Consider the following 21,930-nt stretch of genomic DNA (forward strand, 5'->3'; position numbering starts at 1 on the left):
GGACGCAACCCAGGAGGACGCATGTTTGAACCGGCACAGCTCCGATCGTTCCTCGCCGTCGCCGAAACGCTGAGCTTCACCAAGGCCGCGGACCGCCTGGGTCTCGCCCAGCCGACCGTCAGCCAGCATGTGCGCAAGCTGGAGACCGCGGCCAAGCGGATGCTGATCACCCGCGACACGAGGGACGTCCGGCTGACGGACAACGGCGATGCGATGGCCGGGTTCGCCCGGAGCATCCTCGCGGCCCACGATGCCGCCGCGCGCTACTTCTCTGGTTCTGCCATGCGCGGCCGCCTGCGGTTCGGCACGGCGGACGATCTGGCCATCACGGGGCTTCCGCGCATCCTGCGGGAGTTCCGGCAGATCTATCCGCAGATCAACCTGGAGCTCACGGTCGGGCAGAGCGACCAGCTGTACAAGCGGCTCAATTCCGGTCAGCTGGACCTGGTCTTCGTCAAATGGGTGGCGGGGGCAAAGGACGGCACCGTTGTCCAGCACGATTCCTTTTCCTGGGTGGGGCTCGAGCAGACCGCCCTGGAGCCCGGCCATCCGGTGCCGCTGATCGCCTACCCGTCGCCCAGCCTGAGCCGGAAACTCGCCATCGACGCCCTCGAATCCGTGGGCCGGACGTGGCGCATCACGTGCACCACCAAGCAGATCAGCGGCGTGCTGGCGGCCGTCCGCGCCGGCATCGGCGTGGCGGTCATGCCCTCCTCGCTGGTGCCGGAGGACCTGAAAATCATCACGCGGCGCTTCGAGCTGCCGCCGGTGGGGGACGTCGATTTCACGCTGATTCGGAACCCGCTGGCCAACGCCGAGGTCATCGATGCACTCACCCAGGCCATCATGGGAAGGACGCTCAAGAAGCCGGTTTGAGCCGCGTCAGTCCGGGGGTGCGGATGAAAAATGATTGATAACCGTTTGCAGCGGGCCTATGCTGGCTCTGTTGGAGGTCATGCAGCGGCTGATAACAATAAGGTTTCGATGACGAACGTGCCCGGCAACGACGCCCGCACCGTTCGGGATAGGTACGCCGTGACCACAGCCGCAAACCACCGCCACATCCCGCACCACTCTACGACGCACCGCTCTATGACGCACCACTCTACGACCGTCGACACGGAATATGTCGGCAAGCCCAACTGCGAAAAGTGCGGAACAGACGAGTTCATTTACCTCGAGTCGTTCATTCCGCCGAAGTACCGCCATGACGGCACCGTCAGGACGCTGGGCGAAGTCGCCTACACCTGCACGCGGTGCGAGGACTTTTCCGCCCACAGCGTCCCTGCGTCCTGGGCTCCGCCCGGCTGGTACCTGGGCTAAAACTGCACGATAAACTGCACGAGCAGATTCCGCCAGCAAACTAACGGGCGGGCACCGGATGGTGCCCGCCCGTTGCTCTGCCTGCCTTAGGCGCGCGTGAAGGCTAGATCAGCGAATCGGACAGGTGGTTCGGCGTTCCGAAGCGGTGCGCCGTGATGCTGACGGCCTGCTCGTGCAGGAACGGCAGCATCTCGATGCGGCCGGCTTCCGTCACCTCGTGCGCGTAGATGGCCAGGTCCGGGCGGCCGCCCGTCGCCTCGGCCAGTGCCGCCGCCGAGCCGCCGATCAGGCGGATGCGGGCGCCGGACAGTTTGCCGGCGGCCGCGAGCCTGCCCGCCGAGGCCAGCCACGCGGCGTCGTCCTCCGCCGTGACGGCGATGTCCAGACCGGTCAGTACGGCACGCAGCTGCGCCGGAAGTTCGACGCCGGTGGAGACCGTCAGCCGCGATCCGGCAAGTACGCCGGCGGCTACTGTCCGGACGAGCGCGGGGAGGGATCCGCCGTCGGACAGCCGGACGGTGACCGGCAGGGCACGGTAACGGAAGACGTTCCGCTCGGCGCCCAGCCCGGAGACGTCCTTGGCCGCGCCGAATTCGTCCGCCCAGGCAAGGGCGTCGGAGCCCAGCGCCCGCTGCAGCTTGTCCAGCTCCGCGGCCTCGAACTCGCCCTTCACGGAATCCACGAGGCGCCGCACGCCCGGGCTGGAGATGCGCGCCGTTGAGCCCTGCGTACTTTCCTTGCCGGTCCAGTCGCCGAGGCCGGCGAGGTAGTTGGGGCCGCCGGCCTTGGTTCCGGCGCCGACTGCCGACTTCTTCCAGCCGCCGAACGGCTGGCGCTGCACGATGGCCCCGGTGATGCCGCGGTTGACGTAGAGGTTTCCGGCCTGGATGGTGTCCAGCCACAGGCCGAGCTCTTCAGTGTTGAGGGAGTGCAGGCCGGCGGTGAGGCCGTATTCGGTCTGGTTCTGGATGGCGATGGCTTCTTCGAGGGTCTCGGCGGTCATGACTCCCAGGACCGGGCCGAAGAATTCGGTCAGGTGGAAGTAGGACCCGCGCCGCACGCCGTGGCGGACGCCGGGACTCCACAGCCGGCCGGTGCCGTCCAGCTTCCGCGGCTCAACGGCCCAGTTCTCGCCTTCACCGAGCGTGGTGAGGGCATTGAGCAGCTTGCCGCTGGCGGGCTCGATGATCGGGCCCATCTGGCTCGTGGGGTCTTCCGGGTAGCCCACCTTGAGGGATGTCACGGCGTCGATCAGCTGGTTGTGGAACCGCTTGGACTTGGCCACGGAGCCCACCAGGATCACCAGCGACGCGGCTGAGCACTTCTGCCCGGCGTGCCCGAACGCGGAGTAGGCCACGTCCTTGGCTGCCAGGTCCAGGTCCGCGCTGGGGGTCACGATGATGGCGTTCTTGCCGCTGGTCTCGGCCAGGAGCGGCAGGTCCTTGCGGAAGGACCGGAACAGCTCGGCCGTCTCGTAGCCGCCGGTAAGGATCACGCGGTCCACGGACGAGTGTGAGATCAGCTGCTGGCCGAGCTCACGTTCGCCGAGCTGCACCATGGTCAGCACGTCGCGGGGCACGCCGGCCTCCCACAGGGCCTCGATCATCACGGCACCGCTGCGGCGCGCCTGCTTGGCGGGCTTGATGACGACGGCGGAACCGGCGGCGAGCGCCGCGAGGGTGGAACCGGCGGGGATGGCCACCGGGAAGTTCCACGGCGGGGTCACCACGGTGAGCTTCGCCGGAACGAACGTGGCGCCGTCGACGTCGTCGAGCTTGCGTGCCGACTCGGCGTAGTAGTGGGCGAAGTCGACAGCCTCGCTGACCTCGGGGTCGCCCTGGTCGATGGTCTTGCCGGTCTCGCTGGCCATGACCTCGAGCAGGTCCGCGCGGCGGGCCTCAAGGGTTTCACCGGCGCGGTGCAGGATCTCGGCGCGTTCGGCGCCGGAGAGTGCGCCCCAGGCCTTGCCCTTTTCGACGGCGGTTTCGATCACCGTGTTGAGCGTTTCTGCGTCCGAGATGGTGGCGGCCTCCACGGAGGCGTTGCCCAGGGTCGACGCCGGAACGCGGTCCAGGATGGCGCGGCCCCAGTCGCGGTTGGCGGGCAGGGACGGGTCAGTGTCCGGGGTGTTCCGGAAGCCGTCGTGCGGCATCGGCCCTGCCGGGAGGCTGCGGTTCTGCCGGCGGTTCGGCGCCGGAACCTCGCTGTCGAGTTCTGCCAGGGAGGACAGGAAGCGCTGCTTTTCGCGCTCGAACAGTGCCTCGTTCTCGCTGAGTTCAAAGACGGCGGACATGAAGTTGTCGTGGCTGGCGCCCTCTTCGAGGCGGCGGATCAGGTAGGCGATGGCGACGTCGAACTCCGCCGGGTGCACCACGGGGGTGTAGAGAAGGAGCGAGCCGACGTCCTTCTTCACGGCTTCAGCCTGGCCCTGCGCCATGCCGAGGAGCATCTCAAACTCGATGCCGGATTCCACGCCGCGCTGCTTGGCGAGCAGCCAGGCGAAGGCGATGTCGAACAGGTTGTGGCCGGCCACGCCGATCCGGATGTTCTCGATCCGGTCCGGGTGCAGCGAGTAGTTGATGACCCGCTTGTAGTTGGTGTCCGAGTCCTGCTTGGTGCCCCACGTGGCCAGCGGCCAGTCGTGCAGCGAGGACTCGACATGCTCCATGGGCAGGTTGGCACCCTTGACCACGCGGACCTTGATGGCGGCGCCGCCGTCGGCACGGCGGGCGGCGGCCCAGTCCTGCAGGCGGATCATGGCGGACAGCGCATCCGGGAGGTAGGCCTGGAGCACGATGCCGGCCTCGAGGTTCTTGAACTCGGGCTTGTCCAGGATCCTGGTGAAGACCGCGATGGTCATGTCCAGGTCCTTGTACTCCTCCATGTCCAGGTTGATGAACTTCGCCTCGGGGAAGGAGACTGCGCGGGCGAACAGCGGGGTGAGCTTTTCGACGACGTGCTCCACGGCTTCGTCGAAGGCCCAGGCCGAATGCGGCGCCACTGTGGAGGACACCTTGATGGACACGTAGTCCACGTCCGGGCGGGCCAGCAGCGTGTGCGTGCCCTCGAGCCGGCGGGATGCCTCGTGCTCGCCCAGGACTGCCTCGCCGAGGAGGTTCACATTGAGCTTGATGCCGTCCTTGCGGATCTTGGCGATGGCCGGACCCAGCTTGGCGTCGGTGGCATCGACGATGAGGTGGCCCACCATTTCACGGAGGACGCGGCGGGCGATGGGAATGACCACCTGCGGCAGGACCGGAGCCATGGTGCCGCCGAGCCGGACGGCGCTGCGCATGTGCCACGGCAGGAAGGCCGGAACCTTCGGGGCAAGGGCAGCCAGGTTGCGGGCGGCCACGTGCACGTCTTCGGGGCGGACCACGCCGTCCACGAACCCGACCGTGAACTCCAGGCCGTTCGGGTCCTTGAGGACGCCGGCGAGCTGCTGGGCGGAGGCGTCCACCGGGACCTTGGCGGCCTCCGTCAGCCAGTGGCGCACCAATGCGATGGCTTCGGAGGACAGGGCGGTGGCCTCGGCGACGTCGGAGCCTGCCGGGCGGGCGGCCACGGCGCCGGTCTCGGCGGCGTCCTTGCCTGCGGAAACGCGGTGATCCGTTGCGGTGTTGGTCATGGCTTTACTCGTTCTTTCAGTGGGTGGGGACCGTCTTACTCATCAGTATGAGCCTGCACTCACATAAGATAAAGCGATGTTTCCTGAGCAATACAGGTTAGAAAAACCGAACGCTCAAAATCCCGTCCGAACGTTCGGAAATCCCGGGAAAATCCCCCCTTAAAAGCAATCGCCACCCGGCGAAAACCGGGTGGCGACGGCCGACTACGCGCGGTGACGGTTCATCCGCGTAGCTTGCGTCTAAGCGAGGAACGAGCGAGCAAGCGGCGGATGGGCCGCTACCGTGCGCGCCTCGTGAAGACGGCGGCGGGTTACACGGGGGTGTGCATCTCCACGGCCTCTTCATGCCGCGGGCTGTTCGGGTTCATCAGCGAGTGTTTGCGGCCGTAGCCGAAATAGATGACCAGCCCGATGACAAGCCAGATGACGAAGCGGAGCCAGGTCTCCCAGTGCAGCTGGAACATCAGGAAGGCTGAGGCGAAGACACCAAAGGCGGGAACCAGCGGCATGAGCGGCAGACGGAACGTCCGCGGCGCGTCCGGCTTCTTGTAGCGGAAGATGATCACAGAAACGCACACCACCACGAACGCGGCCAGGATGCCGATGTTGGTGAGGTCGGCTACGGCCTTGATGGGGAACACGCCGGCGAGCAGGGCGGAGGCGATGCCGCCGATCCAGGTGACGCGCTGCGGGGTTCCGTGCCGGTCCGTTTTCGAGAACCAGCCCGGCAGGAGTCCGTCGCGGCTCATGGAGAACCACACGCGGGTGACGCCCAGGAGGAAGGTGAGCATCACGGTGAGGATGGACAGCACGGCGAAGACGGAGATGATGGTTGCGATGACAGGCAGGCCGACGCTGGTGAACGCCGAGGCGAACCCGGCCGCGGGGTCGATGTCCTTGTAATTCTGCATGCCGGTGAGCACCAGGGTTGCCGCGACGTAGAGCAGCATGGCGATGATGAGGGACAGGATGATCGCCTTGGGCATGTGCTTCTTGCCATCGGTTGCTTCTTCGGCCGCGGTGCTCATGGCGTCATACCCGAAGACCGCGAAGAACACCGTTGCGGACCCGGCCACAACGGGGCCGAAGCCGCTGGGCATGAACGGGTTGAAGTTTTCGGCGTTGATGTAGAAGACGCCGAGGCCGATGATGAACAGGATCAGGACCACCTTGATGGCCACCGCTATGAGCTCGAAACGGCCGAAGGTCTTGGTGCCGCGGGAAAGGATCCAGGTGACGATCAGGCAGACGACGATGGCCGGGATGTTGACGATGCCGCCCGTGCCCTCGTCCGGGGTGGACGTCATCCACACGGGCATATGGATGCCGATTCCGGACAGGAACGCATCAAAGTAGCCGGAAATGCCGATGGCCACCACCGCCACGATGGCGATGTATTCGAGCAGCAGGTCCCAGCCGATGAACCAGCCGATGATTTCACCCAGCGCCACGTAGCCGTACGTGTAGGCGGAGCCTGCGCGCGGGATCATGCCGGCGAACTCCGCGTAAGAGAGCGCCGCGGCCGCGGAGGCGAGGCCCGCGATCAGGAAGGAAATCAGCACGGCCGGGCCCACACCCGGAGTGCCCTCGCTGCCGTGGGCCACCAGCCCGGCCAACGAGAAGATGCCGACGCCGATGATGCCGCCGACGCCGATGGCGGTGAGCTGCCACAGCCCGAGGGACTTGAACAGGCCGCTGTGCTTGTTCTCTATCTCGATGTCGTCAATCGGCTTGCGGCGCAAGACGGACTGCGTGGGATCGTTTGTACTCATCAGGGACTCCTGGTTAGATGCGGCCCCATCAATCAGCCCTGTGATGGGGATAACTCAGTCTGATCAGTATGCAAGCAACGTTGCATTAGATAAAGTGAATACTCCTAACCATTATTCGTTAGTTCAGCCATTCAATTTTGATTCAACCAAAGGAACAGCCCGTGCTCGATGTTCGAAGGTTGAGGCTGCTCCGCGAGCTGAAGATCCGGGGCACGCTCGCCGAGGTGGCCGCAGCCCTGCAGTACAGTCCGTCCTCAGTTTCCCAGCAATTGGCCCTCCTTGAGAAGGAAGTGGGGGTCGAATTGCTCAGGAAAACCGGCCGCCGGGTTCAGCTGACGCCCCAGGCCGAGGTCCTAGTGGCCCACACCGCGCAGCTTCTTGAGACGCTCGAGCAGGCCGAGGCGGATCTGGCTGCGTCACTCACCACGGTCTCCGGAACGGTCCGGATCGCGGTTTTCCAGTCCGCGGCCCTGGCCCTCATGCCGGACACCCTGACCCGGATGTCGGGAACCTATCCGGAGGTCCGCATCGAAATGACTCAGCGCGAACCCGAAACGGCACTGCATGAGACGTGGGCGCGGGACTTCGACCTCGTTATTGCCGAGCAGTATCCGGGCCACGCAGCGCCCCGCTATCCGGAACTGGACCGCGTCCGCCTGACGAGTGATGCCATCAGGCTCGCGGTGCCGCCTGAGGCAGAGGGCAGGGCCAAGGTCACGTCCCTCGCGGACACGGCGGAGATGCCGTGGGTCATGGAGCCGCGCGGCGCGGCCTCGCGCCACTGGGCCGAACAGGCCTGCAGGAGCGCCGGCTTCGAACCCGACGTGCGCTTCGAAACGGCAGACCTTCAGGCCCAGATCCGCCTGATCGAGTCGGGAAACGCCGTGGCCCTGATGCCGGACCTCGTCTGGACCGGCCGCGGCACCACCGCCCAACTGATGGAGCTGCCGGGAAAGCCCCGCCGGACGGTCTTCACCTCGGTGCGCCGCTCCAGCGCCCAGCGGCCGGCCATCCTCGCAGCACGCGAGATCCTGGCGGCGACCGCCGCCTCCATCGCGGCGGCCCAGGAAGAATCGGACGCGGGAGCAGGTTAGCGGCCGGGGTGTTCCGGCTCACAGCCATACGGCTAGCCCGGCGTTAGACTGTTGAGGTTATGAATCGCACAATGTTTAAGTCCAAGATCCACCGCGCCACTGTCACGCACGCGGACCTGCACTACGTGGGCTCGGTCACCGTAGACCTGGACCTGCTGGATGCTGCCGACATCATGCCGGGCGAGCTCGTGGCCATTGTGGATGTCACCAACGGCGCCCGTCTGGAGACGTACACCATCGCCGGCGAGCGCGGTTCCGGCGTCATCGGGATCAACGGCGCGGCCGCGCACCTGATGCACGAAAACGACATCGTCATTCTGATCACCTACGCCCAGATGACCACGGAAGAGGCCAAGGCCTACACTCCCAAGGTGGTCCACGTGGACAAGGACAACAAGATTGTCCAGATCGGCAACGATCCCGCGGAGGGCCACACCGCCGGTCTCATGCGCCCGCCGTTCGCGTTGAACAACGCCACGTGCAGCTGACTTCGCCCCTCAACTGACCCCGGGCACCTGGCTGCCCGAATAGCGAGATCCCTGCCACAAGCTCATCCTTCGCCGAATAAATCTGATTAGGCTGGGATGGTGGACGCCCCCGCCTGTATACCCGAGCCTTCAGAGACACCAGGATGCTAGGCGTCCTCGCGGGCTTTTTCGTCGTCTGGTGCATCATCCTCGTGGGCATGTTCGTCGGCAGGAAAGGCATCCTGGGCGACAACGCACGCCAGGTCCTGAGCGGGCTGACCTTCTTTGTGGCCAGCCCCGCCCTGCTCTTTGAGACCCTGAGCAAGGCCCGGCTCCACGATGTCTTCGCCGCTCCCCTGCTGGTGACGGCGGTGGGCGCCGTTGCCACAGCTGCCCTGTTCTTCATCATTGTCAGGTTCCTGCTCAAGCGCAGCGTGCCCGAATCGCTCATGTCGTCCATGAGTGCCTCCCTGGCGAACTCGGCCAACCTGGGCATTCCGATCGCCGTGTACGTCCTCGGCGACGCCAGCTATGTGGCTCCCCTGCTGATCTTCCAGCTCGCGTTCTTCACGCCGCTGTTCCTCATGGCCCTCGACTCGACCACGAGCTCGCACCGCACCACCCCGCTCCGCTTCGTCGTGATGATCCTCAAGAACCCGATGATCGTGGGCTCGGCGCTGGGCCTGCTTGTGGCCGGGACGGGCTGGCAGGTCCCGGCGCTGGTCCTGCAGCCCATCCACCTGATCGGCGGCGCCGCCATTCCGGCCATGCTGATGGCCTTCGGGATGAGCCTGAACGGCTCGAGGCCGCTCCAGGCAGTTCAAGGACGCCGGGTTGATGCCCTGCTGGCGAGCGCCTTCAAGCTCATAGTCCACCCGGGGATCGCCTATGTGTTTGCCCGCTTCGCCCTGGGCCTTGAGGGCCAGGCGCTGTTCGCCGTCGTGGTGACGTCCGCCCTGCCCACTGCCCAGAACGTCTTTGTGGCGGCGAGCCGGTACAAAACCGGCCTCACGGTCGCCAAGGACACCGTGCTCGTCACCACCGTCGTAGCTGTCCCCGCCATGATCGGCGTGGCACTGCTCCTGACGTGAGAACCCACCTGGATCCGGAGGAACCGTGAACCCAACCCTGGACACCGTAGTCATCGGAGGCGGCGCCATGGGCTCCGCCGCGGCGTGGGCGCTGGCCCGGCGCGGCCGGGACGTGACCCTGCTGGAGCAGTTCGGCCCGGGGCACCGCATCGGGGCCTCCCACGGGGCAACGCGGAACCTCAGCCTGGCCTACTCCGAGCCCGAGTACGTCGCCATGCTGGCCGAGGCGCTCAGGCTCTGGGGCGAGCTCGAAAACGAGAGCGGCGAGCAGCTGCTGGCGCGCACCGGCGTCGTAAACCACGGCCCCGACCCGCAGCTCAGTGACATTCACGCGGCGCTGACCGGCGCCGGACTGCAGGCGGACTTTGTGCCGCTGGCCGAAGCCGGCGAGCGCTGGCGGGGCATCCGGTTTGATCAGCAGGTCCTGTACATGCCTGACGGCGGGCAGCTCAATCCCGAAGCGGCGCTGCCTGCCTTCCAGCGCCTGGCCGCCGCAAACGGGGCCGCGATCCGCCACCATGCGAAGGTTCTGGAACTGAAGATTCTCGACGACGGCGTCCGGCTCACTGTGGACGACGGCGGCCGCACCGAGGTGCTGACCGCCCGCCAGGCTGTGGTCACCGCCGGCGGCTGGACGTCAAAGCTGCTCGCGGGAGCGGTGGCCACGCCGAGGCTCACGGTGACCCAGGAGCAGCCGGCGCACTTCGGCATCTCCGACGGCGGCGCCGAATGGCCCGGGTTCAACCACTTCCCGGGACCCGGGGAGGGCTACGCCGGCTGGTACTCGCCCGTCTACGGCATGCTCACCCCGGGCGAGGGCGTCAAGGCAGGCTGGCACGGAGTGGGGCCCGTTGTGGATCCGGACCGGCGGTCCTTCCAGCCCGAGCCCCGGCAGCGGGCCGCGCTCCAGCGCTACGCCAGAGACTGGCTGCCCGGCGTTGATGCCGATTCCATGGCCGACATCAGCTGCACCTACACCACCGCCGCGGACCACAACTTCGTCCTGGACCGCATCGGCCCGGTGGTCATCGGGGCGGGTTTTGCCGGCCACGGCTTCAAGTTCACGCCTGTCGTGGGCAGGATCCTGGCCGACCTCGCCGGCGGGGACGGCCCGGCTCCGGCCATGTTCTCGGCCACCCGCGCCGGCCTCCGCTAGCGTGTAGCAGCCGGAACGGCAGCCGTCCTCCGCGTTCGTCCCGGGCCTAGCTCCGCTGGTGCTGGTCCAGGAGCCGGGCGCAGCGGATGAAGCCGAGGTGCGAGTAGGCCTGCGGGTGGTTCCCCAGGTGCGTCTCGGTGCCGGGATCGTATTCCTCCGGCAGCAGTCCAGTCGGTCCGAACAGGTTGACCAGCTGGTCGAACAGGACCCAAGCCTCCGAAATGCGGCCCACCGCCACGTACGCCTCAATCAGCCACGTGGTGCAGATGTGGAAGCCGCCCTCCAGGCCCGGCAGGCCGTCGTCGTACCGGTACCGGAAAACGGTGGGCCCGACGCGGAGCTCCCGTTCCACCGCGGTGACGGTGTCCAGGAACCGCTGGTCGTTGACGTCCAGCAGGCCGGAGAGGCCGATGTGCAGGACTGCGGCGTCCAGGTCCGGGCTGTCGTAGGCCACGGTGTAGGAGGAGGCGGTGTCATCCCAGCCCTCGCGGAGCACCTCGTCCCGGATGGTGGCGGCAGTGGAAGCCCAGGACGGCTCGGGATCACGGCCGTGCCGGGCGGCGGTGCGGAGGGCCCGGTCGAGCGTGACCCAGCACATCACCTTGGTGTAGACGTGGTGCCGCGGTGCGCGGCGGGCCTCCCAGATGCCGTGGTCGGCCTCGTGCCAGCGTGCCAGCACGGCACTCGCCATCTGCACCATCAGGTCCCAGTGCGTGGCCGCCAGGGATCCCTGCGACTCGCTCAGCGCGTGGATCAGCTCGGCGATGGGCCCGAAGACGTCCAGCTGGACCTGGTGGTCCGCGGCGTTGCCGATCCGCACCGGCCGTGAGCCCGCGTACCCGGGCAGGCTTTCGATGATGGCCTCCGTGGAAAGTGGCGCGCCGGTGACCGAATAGAGCGGGTGCAGCCATTCCGGGCCCGGCGCGTTCGCCAGGATCCGGCTCAGCCAGCTGAGGAATCCCTCGGCCTCCGCCGTTGACCCGAGGTCCACCAGCGCATTGACGGTCATGGACCCGTCCCGCAGCCAGCAGTAGCGGTAGTCCCAGTTGCGGGTGCCGCCGATTCCCTCGGGCAGGGAGGTGGTGGGCGCCGCGAGCACGGCGCCGGTGGGCTCGTGCACCAGTGCGCGCAGCACCAGCGCCGAGCGCCGCACCAGGGAGGGCTTCACGGACGGCAGGGACAGGCTCTGCACCCAGCGGCGGGAGTGATGCGCGACGGCGGAACGGCGGTCGGCCTCGTCGGTTCCGTGGGCGTGCCGGGATTCCGTGTCACCGCACCGGAGGTTGAGGACCACGGGTCCGTTCTTCAGGTTGACGTCGGCCGTCGCCGTCGCGTGCCGCCCGTCCGAGGTGATGGAGAAGCTGACGCCGGGGGCCAGCAGGACGATGGGATCGGACGTGCCGACGACGTGAAGCTCGCCGCCGCGGGCTTCCATGCTGAACGGTGCGTTGGCGTAGTCCGGCCGGGGCGCAAACACGATCCGCGCCGACCCTGTTCCGGACAGCACCCGGACCAGGCTGGTGATCCCGTCAGGGGCAGGCTCGAGATAGTCGGTCACGGTGACGTCCGCCCACCGGGTCTCCACGATCATGGTGCTGTCCACATACCTCTGGCCGAGCACCTGCGAGGCCTTGACCGGTTCAACCGAGAAATGGCCCGCGGCGTCCCCGCCCAGGATGTGTGCGAAGAGCGAGCCCGAGTCCGGCAGGGGATGGCTCATCCAGCAGATCTTGGCCTCGGGCGTAAGCAGCGCCGTGGAGGAGCCGTTGCCGATCATGGAGTGCCGCTCCAGGCCCACGGCATCCTCGCCGAACAGCCAGGCGCGCCGCAGCTCGAACAGGATCGCCAGCACGCGGGCAAACGACTCGGGGTCCTTCAGCCGGTGCTTGGCCGGACTCGGCAGGTCCCCTACCCACAGCCCCATGTCCGGCCCGCGGAGCGTGGCCATGGCCAGTTCGTCGCTCACGGCGTCCCCCGCGTACAGCGCCGCGCTGACCCCGAGCCTTGACCGCAGGTGCTCAAGGGCGGCGGCTTTGGAGGGCTCCACCACGGACAGGTCCAGAACCGATCCGTCCACGATGAAGAACAGCCCCAGGGCCCGGGCCACCTCCTCTGCCTTCTTCGCCGCCTTGGCCGCAATGGCGGGGGACGCCGGCCGGGTGTGCACCGAAACCGCCACCGGCTTCCGCTCGATGCTGATCCCCTTGTAGGCTCCCACCGATTCGATCAGGGCCTGGTTGGCCTGCTGCAGGACGGACTCGGTGGCCAGGGACAGTCCGTGGGCGAAACCCATGTCGAATTCAGCCCCGTGGGAGCCCACCAGATGCACCTCGGCGGGCAGCCTGGACACCGCCGCCAGATCGCGCAGCGACCGCCCGGAGATGACGGCCGCATGCGTATTGGGCAGGGCGGCCAGGGCGCGGAGGGCGATCGCGGCACCGCCCAGGGGCAGTGTTTCGGTGGAAATTCCCTCCGCGGCACACAGGGTTCCGCCGTAGTTGCAGGCCACCAGCAGCCCGGGCGTGCGGGCCAGGATCTTCAGTTCGGCGAGCAGCTGGGGAGTCAGGCCGTCGTCGGCCGCTTCCGACTGGACGAAGGCCCGCAGCAGGCCCAGCGGCAGGGACTTCGTCAGCAGTGCGGAATCGGCCACCGTCTGGTTGAGCGGAGTTGGCATGCGCGGAAATCCTTCGGATCATCCCCAATCGGTTCTGGACTCCTTCAGTGTCCGCCCCAGCCGTTTCCCCTGAATATCCCGGTCGTTGCGGTCGTGTAACTTCGGCGGAGCTACGGTTCATCGGCTCTACCGCCGCATGAGCGTGGTGGCGGTGAAACCGCCGGCGGCAGCAAATGGTCCGCCCGGGTCACGGCGAGCGCGACCCGGGCGGACCCGAAACTACGTGGTGCGTTTTGGCGTGGCGCTAGCAGGCCGGCGAATCGAACTCGTAGGCGCCCGAATCGGCAGCGGCGGTTCCGGCGCAGTCGCCGTTCTGCGTGGCAGGGGCCCCGGCCAGGTCCAGGGTGTAAGCACTGGCTCCGGCCCGGTCGATCGCCGGGCTGCTGCTCGTCAGGCGGAGATCGGTAGGTGCGCTGACAAATCCTGCAGGTGCCGTGGTGGAGGTGCTGTTCGGCGTGATGTTCGTCGGGCCGTTGAGGACGTTTTGCTTCTCGGTCCAGCCCGAACCGTTCATGTACAGCGAGTTCTTGACGCCCACCAGGATGTTGGCCCGGACCACCGTTGAGGACGGGCAGGTCGCGTGGCAAACAACAGCCTGGGACACCGCGCCGGTCAGGTACACCGTGTTGAACTCAAAGACCGTGCCGTTCGTGGGTCCGAAGGAAGTGCCGGTTCCGCGGGCGATCAGCCCCTTGGCCTCGGAGCAGTTGGCCCCGCAGGTTGAGCGGATCAGGTTGTAGCGGTAAGTGTTGCCGTCCGCAGTGCCCGAGGACTTTCCGAGCTCGGAGAAGTTGTTATTGTCCACGGACACATTGTGGTGAATGTTGTTGCGGTTGCCGTTGTAGATTTCGAAGGCGCCGCCGTCCTGGTTGTAATCGTAGGACTTTCCGGTGGAACCGCTGATGGTGTTGCCGGAAAACTCATTGTCGTTGCCGTTGATCAGAACACCAAAGGCGCCGGAGTCATCGCTGCAGTTCACTGCGGACGCTGTTCCGCAATTTGCGCCGGGGGTATTCACATTCATGACGTTGTTGTTCGTCAGTGAATTCCCGGTGTACTTGCCGAAATCAGAGCCGGCACCGATCTTGAGGCCAACAGCATTGTTGGAGGCACTGGAGTTCCGCACAAGATCACGGTCGCCGGTGACGCTGATGCCCGCATAGCCGCAGGACACGGCGCGCAGCCCGTCAACCGTGGTATAGCTGCCATTGATCCTGATGCAGTTTCCCGACTTGCCGCCGGTCACCGTGGGCGCATTGCCGGTTCCGTAGCTGTTCAGGGTGATCGGGGCCGTGGAGGTGCCGCTCTGGGCGGTCACGATGCCGCCGGTCCAGGTGTCGCCCCTGCGGAAACTGACGGTGTCTCCGGGATTGAGGACGGCCTGGCCGACTTTCGTCAGGGACTTCCAGGGGGCTGCGCTGGACGTGCCCGCATTGCTGTCACTGCCGGCAGCACTGACATAGTAGGTGGTGCCCGCGGCGGAAGTCGGGGCCGAGATGCCTGCAACCAGCCCGCTGACCACGAGGAAGGTCATGAGGACTGCTGCGGCGGTGGACTTGATCTTCATGTTTTTCACCTGGGTCTGATTGTGAACGGAGCTGATCGCATTCCATCCCGTGGATTTATGAATCAGGCGCGCCGAAAAGGCCTCACCCGCGCGGGGTTGAGGTCGTCAGGTGTAGTGATTTTGAGACCGCTACATTGGACCAGCTAGCCACAGCATCTGCGGTTGCGTTGCAGAAGCTTATAAGCACCCGGAATTACGGGCGGGGTAACGCCCATTACCGAAGCAAATTGAAACCTTGCGGAGTTAAGGCTAAGTTCCGGTCGCCGTAGAAGTCAAAAGATATCGGTTGTATAACGGCAATTTGAACCGTCATTTATCCAGGGCCAAATCCAGCCCAAGGCACGCTGACCTGCAGGTTCACGTCTCGTGCGCCCCGCGGAGGGCCTAAAAAACGTTTTTTATCGGGAGGCTAAACGCGCGCCAGCCCGGCCGTCTCGGCCAGCAGCTCCACGGACCGGAGCCGCGTCTCCGTCCCTGTGCTCTGGTGGGCAACGATGAGCTCGTCGGCGTCGGCGTGCTGAGCGAATCCGTCCACGTACTCCATCACGGCGTCCGGCGTTCCGACCGCCGAATACTTCATCATCTGGGACACATGCTGCCCCTGCGGGGAGTCGAGGATCATGTCCGCTTCGTCGTTCGTGAATTCCCTCCCGCCGCCGAAGAACAGCGAGACACGGGCGCGCAGGGTGTCCCGGAATATCTCCTGAGCTTCCGGCGCCGAATCGGCGGCGATCACGTTGACGCCGGCGATGACGTGGGGAGAAGCCTGCTGCTCGGACGGCTTGAATTCCCGGCGGTAGACGGCCACGGCGTCCTGGAGCGCATTCGGTGCGAAGTGGGAGGCGAAGGCGAAGGGCAGGCCCAGCTGGGCGGCGAGCCGGGCGCCAAACAGGGAGGAACCCAGGATGTACAGCGGCACGTTGGTGCCCCTGCCCGGCGTTGCCTCAACCCCCGGGATACGGGTGGGACCGCTCAGGTAGCCCTGCAGTTCCAGGACGTCCTGCGGGAAGCTGTCCGCCGACATCGGATCGCGGCGGAGGGCGCGCATGGTGTTCTGATCGCTGCCCGGGGCGCGGCCAAGCCCGAGGTCGATGCGTCCCGGATGCAGGGTCTCCAGGGTGCCGAACTGTTCGGCGATGGTCAGCGGGGAGTGGTTGGGCAGCATCACGCCGCCCGCGCCCAGCCGGATGCTCTCCGTGTTCGCGGCGACGTGCGCGATCAGGACGCTCGTGGCCGAGGACGCAATGGAGGACATGTTGTGGTGTTCGGCGTACCAGACCCGCCGGTAACCGAGTTTCTCGGCAAGCTGGGCCATGGCGACGCTTCCGGCAAAGCTGTCCGCCGCCGTCTGGCCCTTGCCGATGGTCGCAAGGTCAAGGATGGAGAGGGGAACAGTCACGGTGGAACCGGCCTTTCGTTGCGGTGCGCTGGCGGGCCGGGCACGTAAATGCTCCTCGGCACGCTTTTGACAACGACGGCGGCGGTCGGGATATTTCTGGATGTCGCCGTGGCGTCGGACACGGAGGAAGGGGGCCACCGTTTCCGGCGACCCCCTTCCTCCGTATTAGCCCAGGCGCGCTACTTGCCTGTCCAAGTCCGCAGCGGAGCTACTTCAGCTTGAAGTTGGCATCGATGTGGGACCCGTCGGCTGACGTCATGCTGAGCTGGAAGCAGACTCCTGGCATGTTCGGCGTCTTCCAGTTGTAGATGTATTGGCCACCCGTCGAGTCGTACCTCAAGGAGGTATTTCCGGTGGTCGTGATCTCGATTCCGTCCTGGATTGCCAGCGGGCTGCACGTGATCTGCCGGACTCCCATCTTCACGATGCTGGTGTCCGTCAGCTCTGTGGTGCCGGTGAACACTTCGAATTTGGCAGGTACGGTGCTTCCCGCCTTCACCGTGTTGAGGACGCCGCCCATGTCGATGGGCTGGTAGAACCCCTTGGGCTCCCAGGCTTTCACCGTGTAGGTCTGTGTAGTGACGGACGTGCGCCCCGCATTGTCGGTGGCCGTGGCCGTCAACGTGTGGGTGCCCACCTCCGCAGAGTAGCCGGTCACGGCGCAACTGGCCGGACCTGAACCTGCGTCAGTGGCGCTGCACGTGGGCTGAGTGCCCAGGGACCTGAAGTATGCGTCGGCCAGAACTGAGTCGAATTTGGCAACCGGATCCGTCAGATCCACCTTGAAGGCGGCGCTGGACACTTCGCCGGCAGGCGTTGTGTTGTCCGCGTCATCCGTGAACGCCGGGCTGGCCAGGACCATGCCGGTGCCTTCTCCACTGGACACCGTCGTCTTGACCGCAGAGTCCGGACCCGAGAGTGCATCCGTCCCGGTAAACGTCGCCGTGACCGGGCCGGTGTACCAGCCGTTCGCGCCCTCCGTGCCGCTGAGCTTCGTGAACGAAACGGACGGCGCCGTGAGGTCGATCTTGTAGCTTGCGGACGGCGTGCCGGCCTCCGAGGCATTGCCGGCAAGGTCCGTGAAGGCCGGGCTGCCAACCACGACGGAGGCTCCTTCTCCTGCGGATGTTGCGGTCTGGGTCGCTACGGCCGGCCCCGAAACTGCATCAGTTCCGGTGAACGTCGCCGTGACGGGGGCGTTGTACCAGCCCTTGGCATTCGGCTCCCTGTCAGCTTCCGAGTACGCCACCACTGGCGCCGTGCCGTCGATCTTGAAGCTTTGGGTTACCGCTCCAAGGGCCGAGGCGTTGCCTGCGGTGTCACTGAACACTGGGCTCCTGACCTCTATGGCCGCTCCTTCGGCGCCCGCGGCTGTTGTTTCGCTCGCGGTTTGGGCGGCGGGGCCGGATGTTGCGTCGACGCCGGTGAACGTAGCCGTAACCGGCCCCCGGAACCAGCCGTTGTTGCCGACGGGTCCTTCTGCCCCTGTGTAGCTCACTTCGGGAGCGGTGGCGTCAAGGCCCACGGGCACAGTGTCCTTGGAGGTGGAGCCTCCGGCGCTGGTTGCGGAGCAGCTGTACGCGATTTTCACCTGGTCCGCCGAAATGGCCTGGTCCTCGCAGCCGGTAGTGGTCAACGAGGCTGGCGACTCGGAGTCGGTGACCGTCCAGCTGAGGATCAGCGGCACGGTGAACCACTCACTGAGTCCGTTGGGCGTCCCCGGGTTCAGGGTGTAGCTGATCTGCGGACCGCTGGGGTCCACGATGTTGTAGGTGGCTGAACCGCTGGCGGTGAGCCCGCCGCCGTCCGTGTAGCTGCAGCTCGCTGTCCGCTGGCCGATGCCGTCCGCCGCGTAAGGACCAGTGATGCCGCTGAGTGTTGCAGCGACGGTGCTGTTCCCGTCTTCGGCGTCCACGATGTTGCAGGACGCTGCGGGGACGGCGCCCTTGGCATAGGACTCGCCGGTCATTACACCCGCCATTGTGACGGACGGGGCAGTGTTCGCCGGCGCGGGGGCCACCACATTAACGGTGAATGTGGCCGGCGAAAGGTTGAAGGTACCACCTGTGGTGTTGACGGACTGGGTGGCGCTCACGGTCGCGGTGCCGGCCGACAAAGGGGTAACAGTCAGCACCTTGGTATCGCCGCAACTCGAGAAGGTCACGGAGGACGGGCTGACGGTGGCCACGGCCGCGTTGCTCGAGGCCAGGCCCAGGGTCAGGACACTGCTACCTGTGAGGTTGCAGCCGTTCTTGCCATCGCCGTTGGCCGCGGAAATGGCAAGCGTTGTGGTGCCAGTGACGCCGCCCGCATTCAATGGCATATCTTCGGCCACGGCATCCACGCTCACATCAAGGTTGTTGTAAACCACGTCGGCATGGGCCACACCGGCCGCGGACAGCAGCAGTCCGCCCACCGTGACGGCAGCCAGGAAGGTCCTGCCGGAGCCTCCCGCGGACGTGGCGGACCACCACCCCGCTCCGGGCCGGTCCTTCGTTCTCTGCCCGGGACTCTTTCGGTCTGAATAGTTCACTGCAGCGCCTCCCTCGCAAGAATGCGGCCACCATTGACCGCAAATGTAGTCTCGAGGCTAGGGGCGCACGCCCAGAAAAACACCAGTGGATTCCACTCGACTTTGGGTATTTCCGTACCTGCTTTATGGGCGCAGTACTCGATTTTTCACTGAGGCTGACTTGAGTTGAATCAGCTCATTTCTGCCGGACACCGAATTCCAGCTGGACTTGGAGCAGCTGGACCACCTGTTTCAGGGTGCGAGCCGCAGTTCGAACTGCCTGCCGATCCCGAGAACCATCAAATTCCTGGCTTTCACGAAAGATCTGGATACCCGCGGCTAAGCTGTCGGCATGGCCATCAAATCCACCGCAGATAAAGTCGCCACGATCCAAAAAGGCTATGTCCTGGAGGGCGCCACCATCGAGCTGGGAGCCGCCATCGTCGACGGTGAGCTCCACAGGGATGCTCCCGTCCGGCTGCCCCTGGCCATGATGAACCGGCACGGGCTCGTGGCGGGCGCGACGGGCACGGGCAAGACCGTCACGCTGCACATGATGGCCGAGCAGCTTTCCACCGCGGGCGTGCCGGTCTTCCTGGCCGACATCAAGGGCGACCTGTCCGGGTTGGCCACCGCCGCCACCGGCAGCGAGAAACTGAAGGCGCGCACGGAAAGCATCGGCCAGGCCTGGGCGGCCAAGACGTTCCCGGTGGAGTTCCTTGCCCTCGGAGGGGACGGCAACGGCATCCCGGTGCGGGCCACCATCACATCATTCGGGCCCATCCTGCTCTCCCGCATCATGGAGCTCAACGACACCCAGGAGTCCAGCCTCCAACTGGTGTTCCATTTCGCCGACAAGAACGACCTCGAACTGATCGACCTGAAGGACCTCCGCTCCGTCATCCAATTCCTCACCTCAGATGAAGGCAAGGAGTCGCTCCAGGAGCTGGGCGGCCTGTCCAAGGCCACTGCCGGCGTCATCCTCCGCGAGCTGGTCACCCTCGAGGCGCAGGGCATGGAGCGCTTCTTCGGCGAGCCCGAGTTCGACACCGCTGAGCTCCTCCGCACGGCCCCGGACGGGCGCGGTGTCATCAGCTGCCTTGAGCTGCCCACCTTGCAGACCAAGCCCATGGTCTTCTCCACCTTCCTGATGTGGCTGCTGGCGGATCTCTTTGAAGACCTGCCCGAGGCCGGCGACCTCGACAAGCCCAGGCTGGTGTTTTTCCTCGACGAGGCCCACCTGCTGTTCAACGACGCGTCAAAGGCCTTCCTGGAAGCCATCATCACCACGGTCCGGCTCATCCGTTCCAAGGGCGTGGGCATCTTCTTTGTCACGCAGACGCCGAAGGACGTTCCCGCCGACGTCCTTGGCCAGCTCGCCAACCGCGTACAGCACGCGCTGAGGGCGTTCACGCCGGAGGACGCCAAAGCGCTCAAAGCCACTGTCTCCACGTTCCCGCTCAGCGACTACGACCTCGAGGAGACGCTCACCTCCGCCGGCATTGGCGAGGCGGTGGTCACCGTGATGAACGAGAAGGGCGCGCCCACTCCCGTGGCATTGACCCGCCTGCGCGCCCCGGAGTCCGTCATGGGACCCAGCGCGGATGAGCTGATCAAGAGCACGGTGGCGGGGTCGGCATTGCTTGCCAAGTACGGCACCGCCGTGGACAACGTCTCCGCATACGAGAAACTTGCCGGCAAAGCCGCAGCCTCCACGGGCGCCGCGGCACCGGGCCAGCCGCCCGTTCCCTCCGCGGGGGTCTTCGTTCCAGGCAGCCTGGACACGCAAGCAGTCGACGCCGATGCCCGCCGCATCGAAGAGGAGATCCTGGGGCGCCCCAGCAGCAGGCCCGCACCCGAGCGGCGCGAGCCGTCCGCGCCCGCACCGCGCTCCGCTCCCCCGGCCGGCGGCGGCATGATGGAGGACATCACCGGCGCCTTGGGCGGGGCCCTCGGCGGAGGGCTGAAAAGCATGGTCCGGTCGATGGGAACCCAGCTGGGCCGGGAACTTCTGCGGGGCGTTTTTGGCACGTCGTCCCGGCGCCGCCGTTAGGGCAGCCGAGCGCCGGCCGACGGCGGTGACACCCCGCCGTCGGGCGCTTTTTCACGCCCGCCCGGCGTCATGGCGGCGCCTGTTACTCCTGCGTTCGCGGCACTTGCAGGTAACGTAAGGTGCGTGCAGATGAGTCAAGCGTTGGTGAGGACCGCGGCCGGGTGGCTGCTGGGCCTGATGCTTGCCGTGGTCGGAGCCATCGTTTCGGTCAACCTTGTGAACAGCTCGGTGGCCAGTCCGCAGCAGCCTGTGCGCGAATATCTCGAGGCCATGCAGAAGGGTGAGGGCGAGCGCGCCCTGGGCCTGCTCCGCGCTTCCGTACCGGATGCCGACCCTGCCATGCTCGACGGCACGGCGCTGCAGACGTCCGCCTCACGCATCACCAACGTGAAGCTCGGCGATGCCCAAGCCCGCACCGGCAACCGGGTCATGGTGCCCATGGACTACACCATCGACGGTAGCCAGCTGCACACCGAGTTCCTGCTGGAAAGCACCGGCACCGAATGGCTGTTCTTCCATAAATGGGCATTCGTGCCTGCAGCGCTGCCCACGGTGGATGTCACTGTGGTGAACTCTACTGAGGCCACAGTCAATGGCGTGCCGGTGAACATGCCCGGCGGCCGCAACACCTTCGCCGTGTTCTACCCCGGCGAGTACGAGGCATCCCTGAACGGGCAGTTTTTCTCGGCGCCCCAGACCAGCGCCACCGTATCCGGCCGGGACGCCGCCACGGCACCGCTGAACCTCCTGACCCAGGCAACGGAGGAGCTGAACCAGGCTGTGGGCACCCGGGTCAAGGAATTCCTGGATAAGTGCGCCGCGGAGGCGGACAAGCAGCAAAGGCTTCAGCCTGACTGCCCGTTCTACCACGCCACCAACAACCGCGTGGTGGACGGGACCATCAAGTGGAGCATCACCGAGTACCCGAAGATCAGCATTGAGCCGTTCGACGGCAAATGGGTGGTGGCACCGCTGGACGGCAAGGCCAGGATCACCGCCCAGCAGGTAGACCTCTTCACGGGTGGAGTTTCCACCCTGAACGAGGTCCACGACTTCAGCTTCACCACGCGCCTGGACATCAACGGCGACACCATCAAGGTCACCCCGCTCCTGAGCTTCTAAGCCGGCCGGACTGCTCCGCCTTGCCGCTTGGCTCCGCCTTGCCGGACTGGCCCAGTTTTCAGGCCTCCTCGA

At 66.1% G+C, this 21,930-nt stretch carries 14 protein-coding genes; 8 read left to right on the forward strand and 6 right to left on the reverse strand.

Translation table 11 applies throughout. The annotated features are described in order from the left end of the window. Window positions 1-21: 21 nt before the first annotated feature. Both ASG92_RS05480 and ASG92_RS29570 read left to right on the forward strand, forming a co-directional pair. Complete coding sequence (locus ASG92_RS05480; RefSeq protein WP_056625568.1) at window positions 22-876, forward strand: LysR substrate-binding domain-containing protein; 855 nt, start codon at window positions 22-24, stop codon at window positions 874-876. 108 nt (window positions 877-984) lie between these two features. Beyond that, window positions 985-1,323, forward strand: a complete 339-nt coding sequence (locus ASG92_RS29570; protein ID WP_240987017.1) for a hypothetical protein — start codon at window positions 985-987, stop codon at window positions 1,321-1,323. A 103-nt stretch (window positions 1,324-1,426) separates the two neighbouring features. On the opposite strand, the gene ASG92_RS05490 is transcribed toward ASG92_RS29570, so the two are convergent. Together ASG92_RS05490 and ASG92_RS05495 are read right to left on the reverse strand one after the other, a co-directional pair. Continuing rightward, the gene (locus ASG92_RS05490) at window positions 1,427-4,951 is read right to left on the reverse strand and encodes a bifunctional proline dehydrogenase/L-glutamate gamma-semialdehyde dehydrogenase (protein WP_200951888.1); all 3,525 of its coding nucleotides are present in this window, start codon (window positions 4,949-4,951) and stop codon (window positions 1,427-1,429) included. 311 nt (window positions 4,952-5,262) lie between these two features. Then, window positions 5,263-6,723, reverse strand: a complete 1,461-nt coding sequence (locus ASG92_RS05495; RefSeq protein ID WP_056625572.1) for an amino acid permease — start codon at window positions 6,721-6,723, stop codon at window positions 5,263-5,265. A 161-nt stretch (window positions 6,724-6,884) separates the two neighbouring features. Here ASG92_RS05495 and ASG92_RS05500 point away from each other — a divergent pair, with 161 nt between their 5' ends. The 4 genes from ASG92_RS05500 (at window position 6,885) to ASG92_RS05515 (ending at window position 10,531) form a co-directional block, all read left to right on the forward strand. Continuing rightward, window positions 6,885-7,817, forward strand: a complete 933-nt coding sequence (locus ASG92_RS05500; RefSeq protein ID WP_056625575.1) for a LysR substrate-binding domain-containing protein — start codon at window positions 6,885-6,887, stop codon at window positions 7,815-7,817. Window positions 7,818-7,876: 59 nt separating this feature from the next. Further along, the gene (gene panD / locus ASG92_RS05505; protein WP_180987411.1) at window positions 7,877-8,305 is read left to right on the forward strand and encodes an aspartate 1-decarboxylase; all 429 of its coding nucleotides are present in this window, start codon (window positions 7,877-7,879) and stop codon (window positions 8,303-8,305) included. 143 nt (window positions 8,306-8,448) lie between these two features. Further along, window positions 8,449-9,375 carry an AEC family transporter gene (locus ASG92_RS05510; RefSeq protein ID WP_056625580.1) on the forward strand — a complete coding sequence of 309 codons (927 nt, stop codon included), beginning with the start codon at window positions 8,449-8,451 and terminating at the stop codon, window positions 9,373-9,375. Window positions 9,376-9,400: 25 nt separating this feature from the next. Then, window positions 9,401-10,531, forward strand: a complete 1,131-nt coding sequence (locus ASG92_RS05515; RefSeq protein ID WP_082579320.1) for an FAD-dependent oxidoreductase — start codon at window positions 9,401-9,403, stop codon at window positions 10,529-10,531. A 46-nt stretch (window positions 10,532-10,577) separates the two neighbouring features. Here ASG92_RS05515 and ASG92_RS05520 read toward each other — a convergent pair whose 3' ends face one another. The 4 genes from ASG92_RS05520 to ASG92_RS05535 form a co-directional block, all read right to left on the reverse strand. Further along, window positions 10,578-13,205, reverse strand: a complete 2,628-nt coding sequence (locus ASG92_RS05520) for a trehalase-like domain-containing protein (protein ID WP_056625583.1) — start codon at window positions 13,203-13,205, stop codon at window positions 10,578-10,580. Between the two features lie 244 nt (window positions 13,206-13,449). Next, on the reverse strand, window positions 13,450-14,772 hold the full coding sequence (locus tag ASG92_RS05525; protein ID WP_056625640.1) for a hypothetical protein: 1,323 nt from the start codon (window positions 14,770-14,772) through the stop codon (window positions 13,450-13,452). A gap of 409 nt (window positions 14,773-15,181) precedes the next feature. Further along, the gene (locus ASG92_RS05530) at window positions 15,182-16,171 is read right to left on the reverse strand and encodes an LLM class flavin-dependent oxidoreductase (RefSeq protein WP_056625585.1); all 990 of its coding nucleotides are present in this window, start codon (window positions 16,169-16,171) and stop codon (window positions 15,182-15,184) included. A gap of 208 nt (window positions 16,172-16,379) precedes the next feature. Continuing rightward, window positions 16,380-18,704 carry a PxKF domain-containing protein gene (locus ASG92_RS05535; RefSeq protein WP_056625587.1) on the reverse strand — a complete coding sequence of 775 codons (2,325 nt, stop codon included), beginning with the start codon at window positions 18,702-18,704 and terminating at the stop codon, window positions 16,380-16,382. 331 nt (window positions 18,705-19,035) lie between these two features. Here ASG92_RS05535 and ASG92_RS05540 point away from each other — a divergent pair, with 331 nt between their 5' ends. Together ASG92_RS05540 and ASG92_RS05545 are read left to right on the forward strand one after the other, a co-directional pair. Then, on the forward strand, window positions 19,036-20,736 hold the full coding sequence (locus ASG92_RS05540; RefSeq protein WP_056625589.1) for a helicase HerA-like domain-containing protein: 1,701 nt from the start codon (window positions 19,036-19,038) through the stop codon (window positions 20,734-20,736). A gap of 129 nt (window positions 20,737-20,865) precedes the next feature. Then, window positions 20,866-21,858: a hypothetical protein gene (locus tag ASG92_RS05545; RefSeq protein WP_200951889.1), complete on the forward strand. Its 993-nt coding sequence runs from the start codon at window positions 20,866-20,868 to the stop codon at window positions 21,856-21,858. Window positions 21,859-21,930: the final 72 nt, after the last annotated feature.

It is taken from the genome of Arthrobacter sp. Soil736 (genome assembly GCF_001428005.1).
Classification (GTDB): Bacteria; Actinomycetota; Actinomycetes; order Actinomycetales; family Micrococcaceae; genus Arthrobacter.

Bases quoted from the DNA above. Each gene is read 5' to 3' on its own strand.
- ASG92_RS05480 (WP_056625568.1), top strand. From the start codon at position 22: ATGTTTGAACCGGCACAGCTCCGATCGTTCCTCGCCGTCGCCGAAACG.
- ASG92_RS29570 (WP_240987017.1), top strand. From the start codon at position 985: ATGACGAACGTGCCCGGCAACGACGCCCGCACCGTTCGGGATAGGTAC.
- ASG92_RS05490 (WP_200951888.1), bottom strand. From the start codon at position 4,951: ATGACCAACACCGCAACGGATCACCGCGTTTCCGCAGGCAAGGACGCC.
- ASG92_RS05495 (WP_056625572.1), bottom strand. From the start codon at position 6,723: ATGAGTACAAACGATCCCACGCAGTCCGTCTTGCGCCGCAAGCCGATT.
- panD (WP_180987411.1), top strand. From the start codon at position 7,877: ATGAATCGCACAATGTTTAAGTCCAAGATCCACCGCGCCACTGTCACG.
- ASG92_RS05510 (WP_056625580.1), top strand. From the start codon at position 8,449: ATGCTAGGCGTCCTCGCGGGCTTTTTCGTCGTCTGGTGCATCATCCTC.
- ASG92_RS05520 (WP_056625583.1), bottom strand. From the start codon at position 13,205: ATGCCAACTCCGCTCAACCAGACGGTGGCCGATTCCGCACTGCTGACG.
- ASG92_RS05525 (WP_056625640.1), bottom strand. From the start codon at position 14,772: ATGAAGATCAAGTCCACCGCCGCAGCAGTCCTCATGACCTTCCTCGTG.
- ASG92_RS05540 (WP_056625589.1), top strand. From the start codon at position 19,036: ATGGCCATCAAATCCACCGCAGATAAAGTCGCCACGATCCAAAAAGGC.
- ASG92_RS05545 (WP_200951889.1), top strand. From the start codon at position 20,866: ATGAGTCAAGCGTTGGTGAGGACCGCGGCCGGGTGGCTGCTGGGCCTG.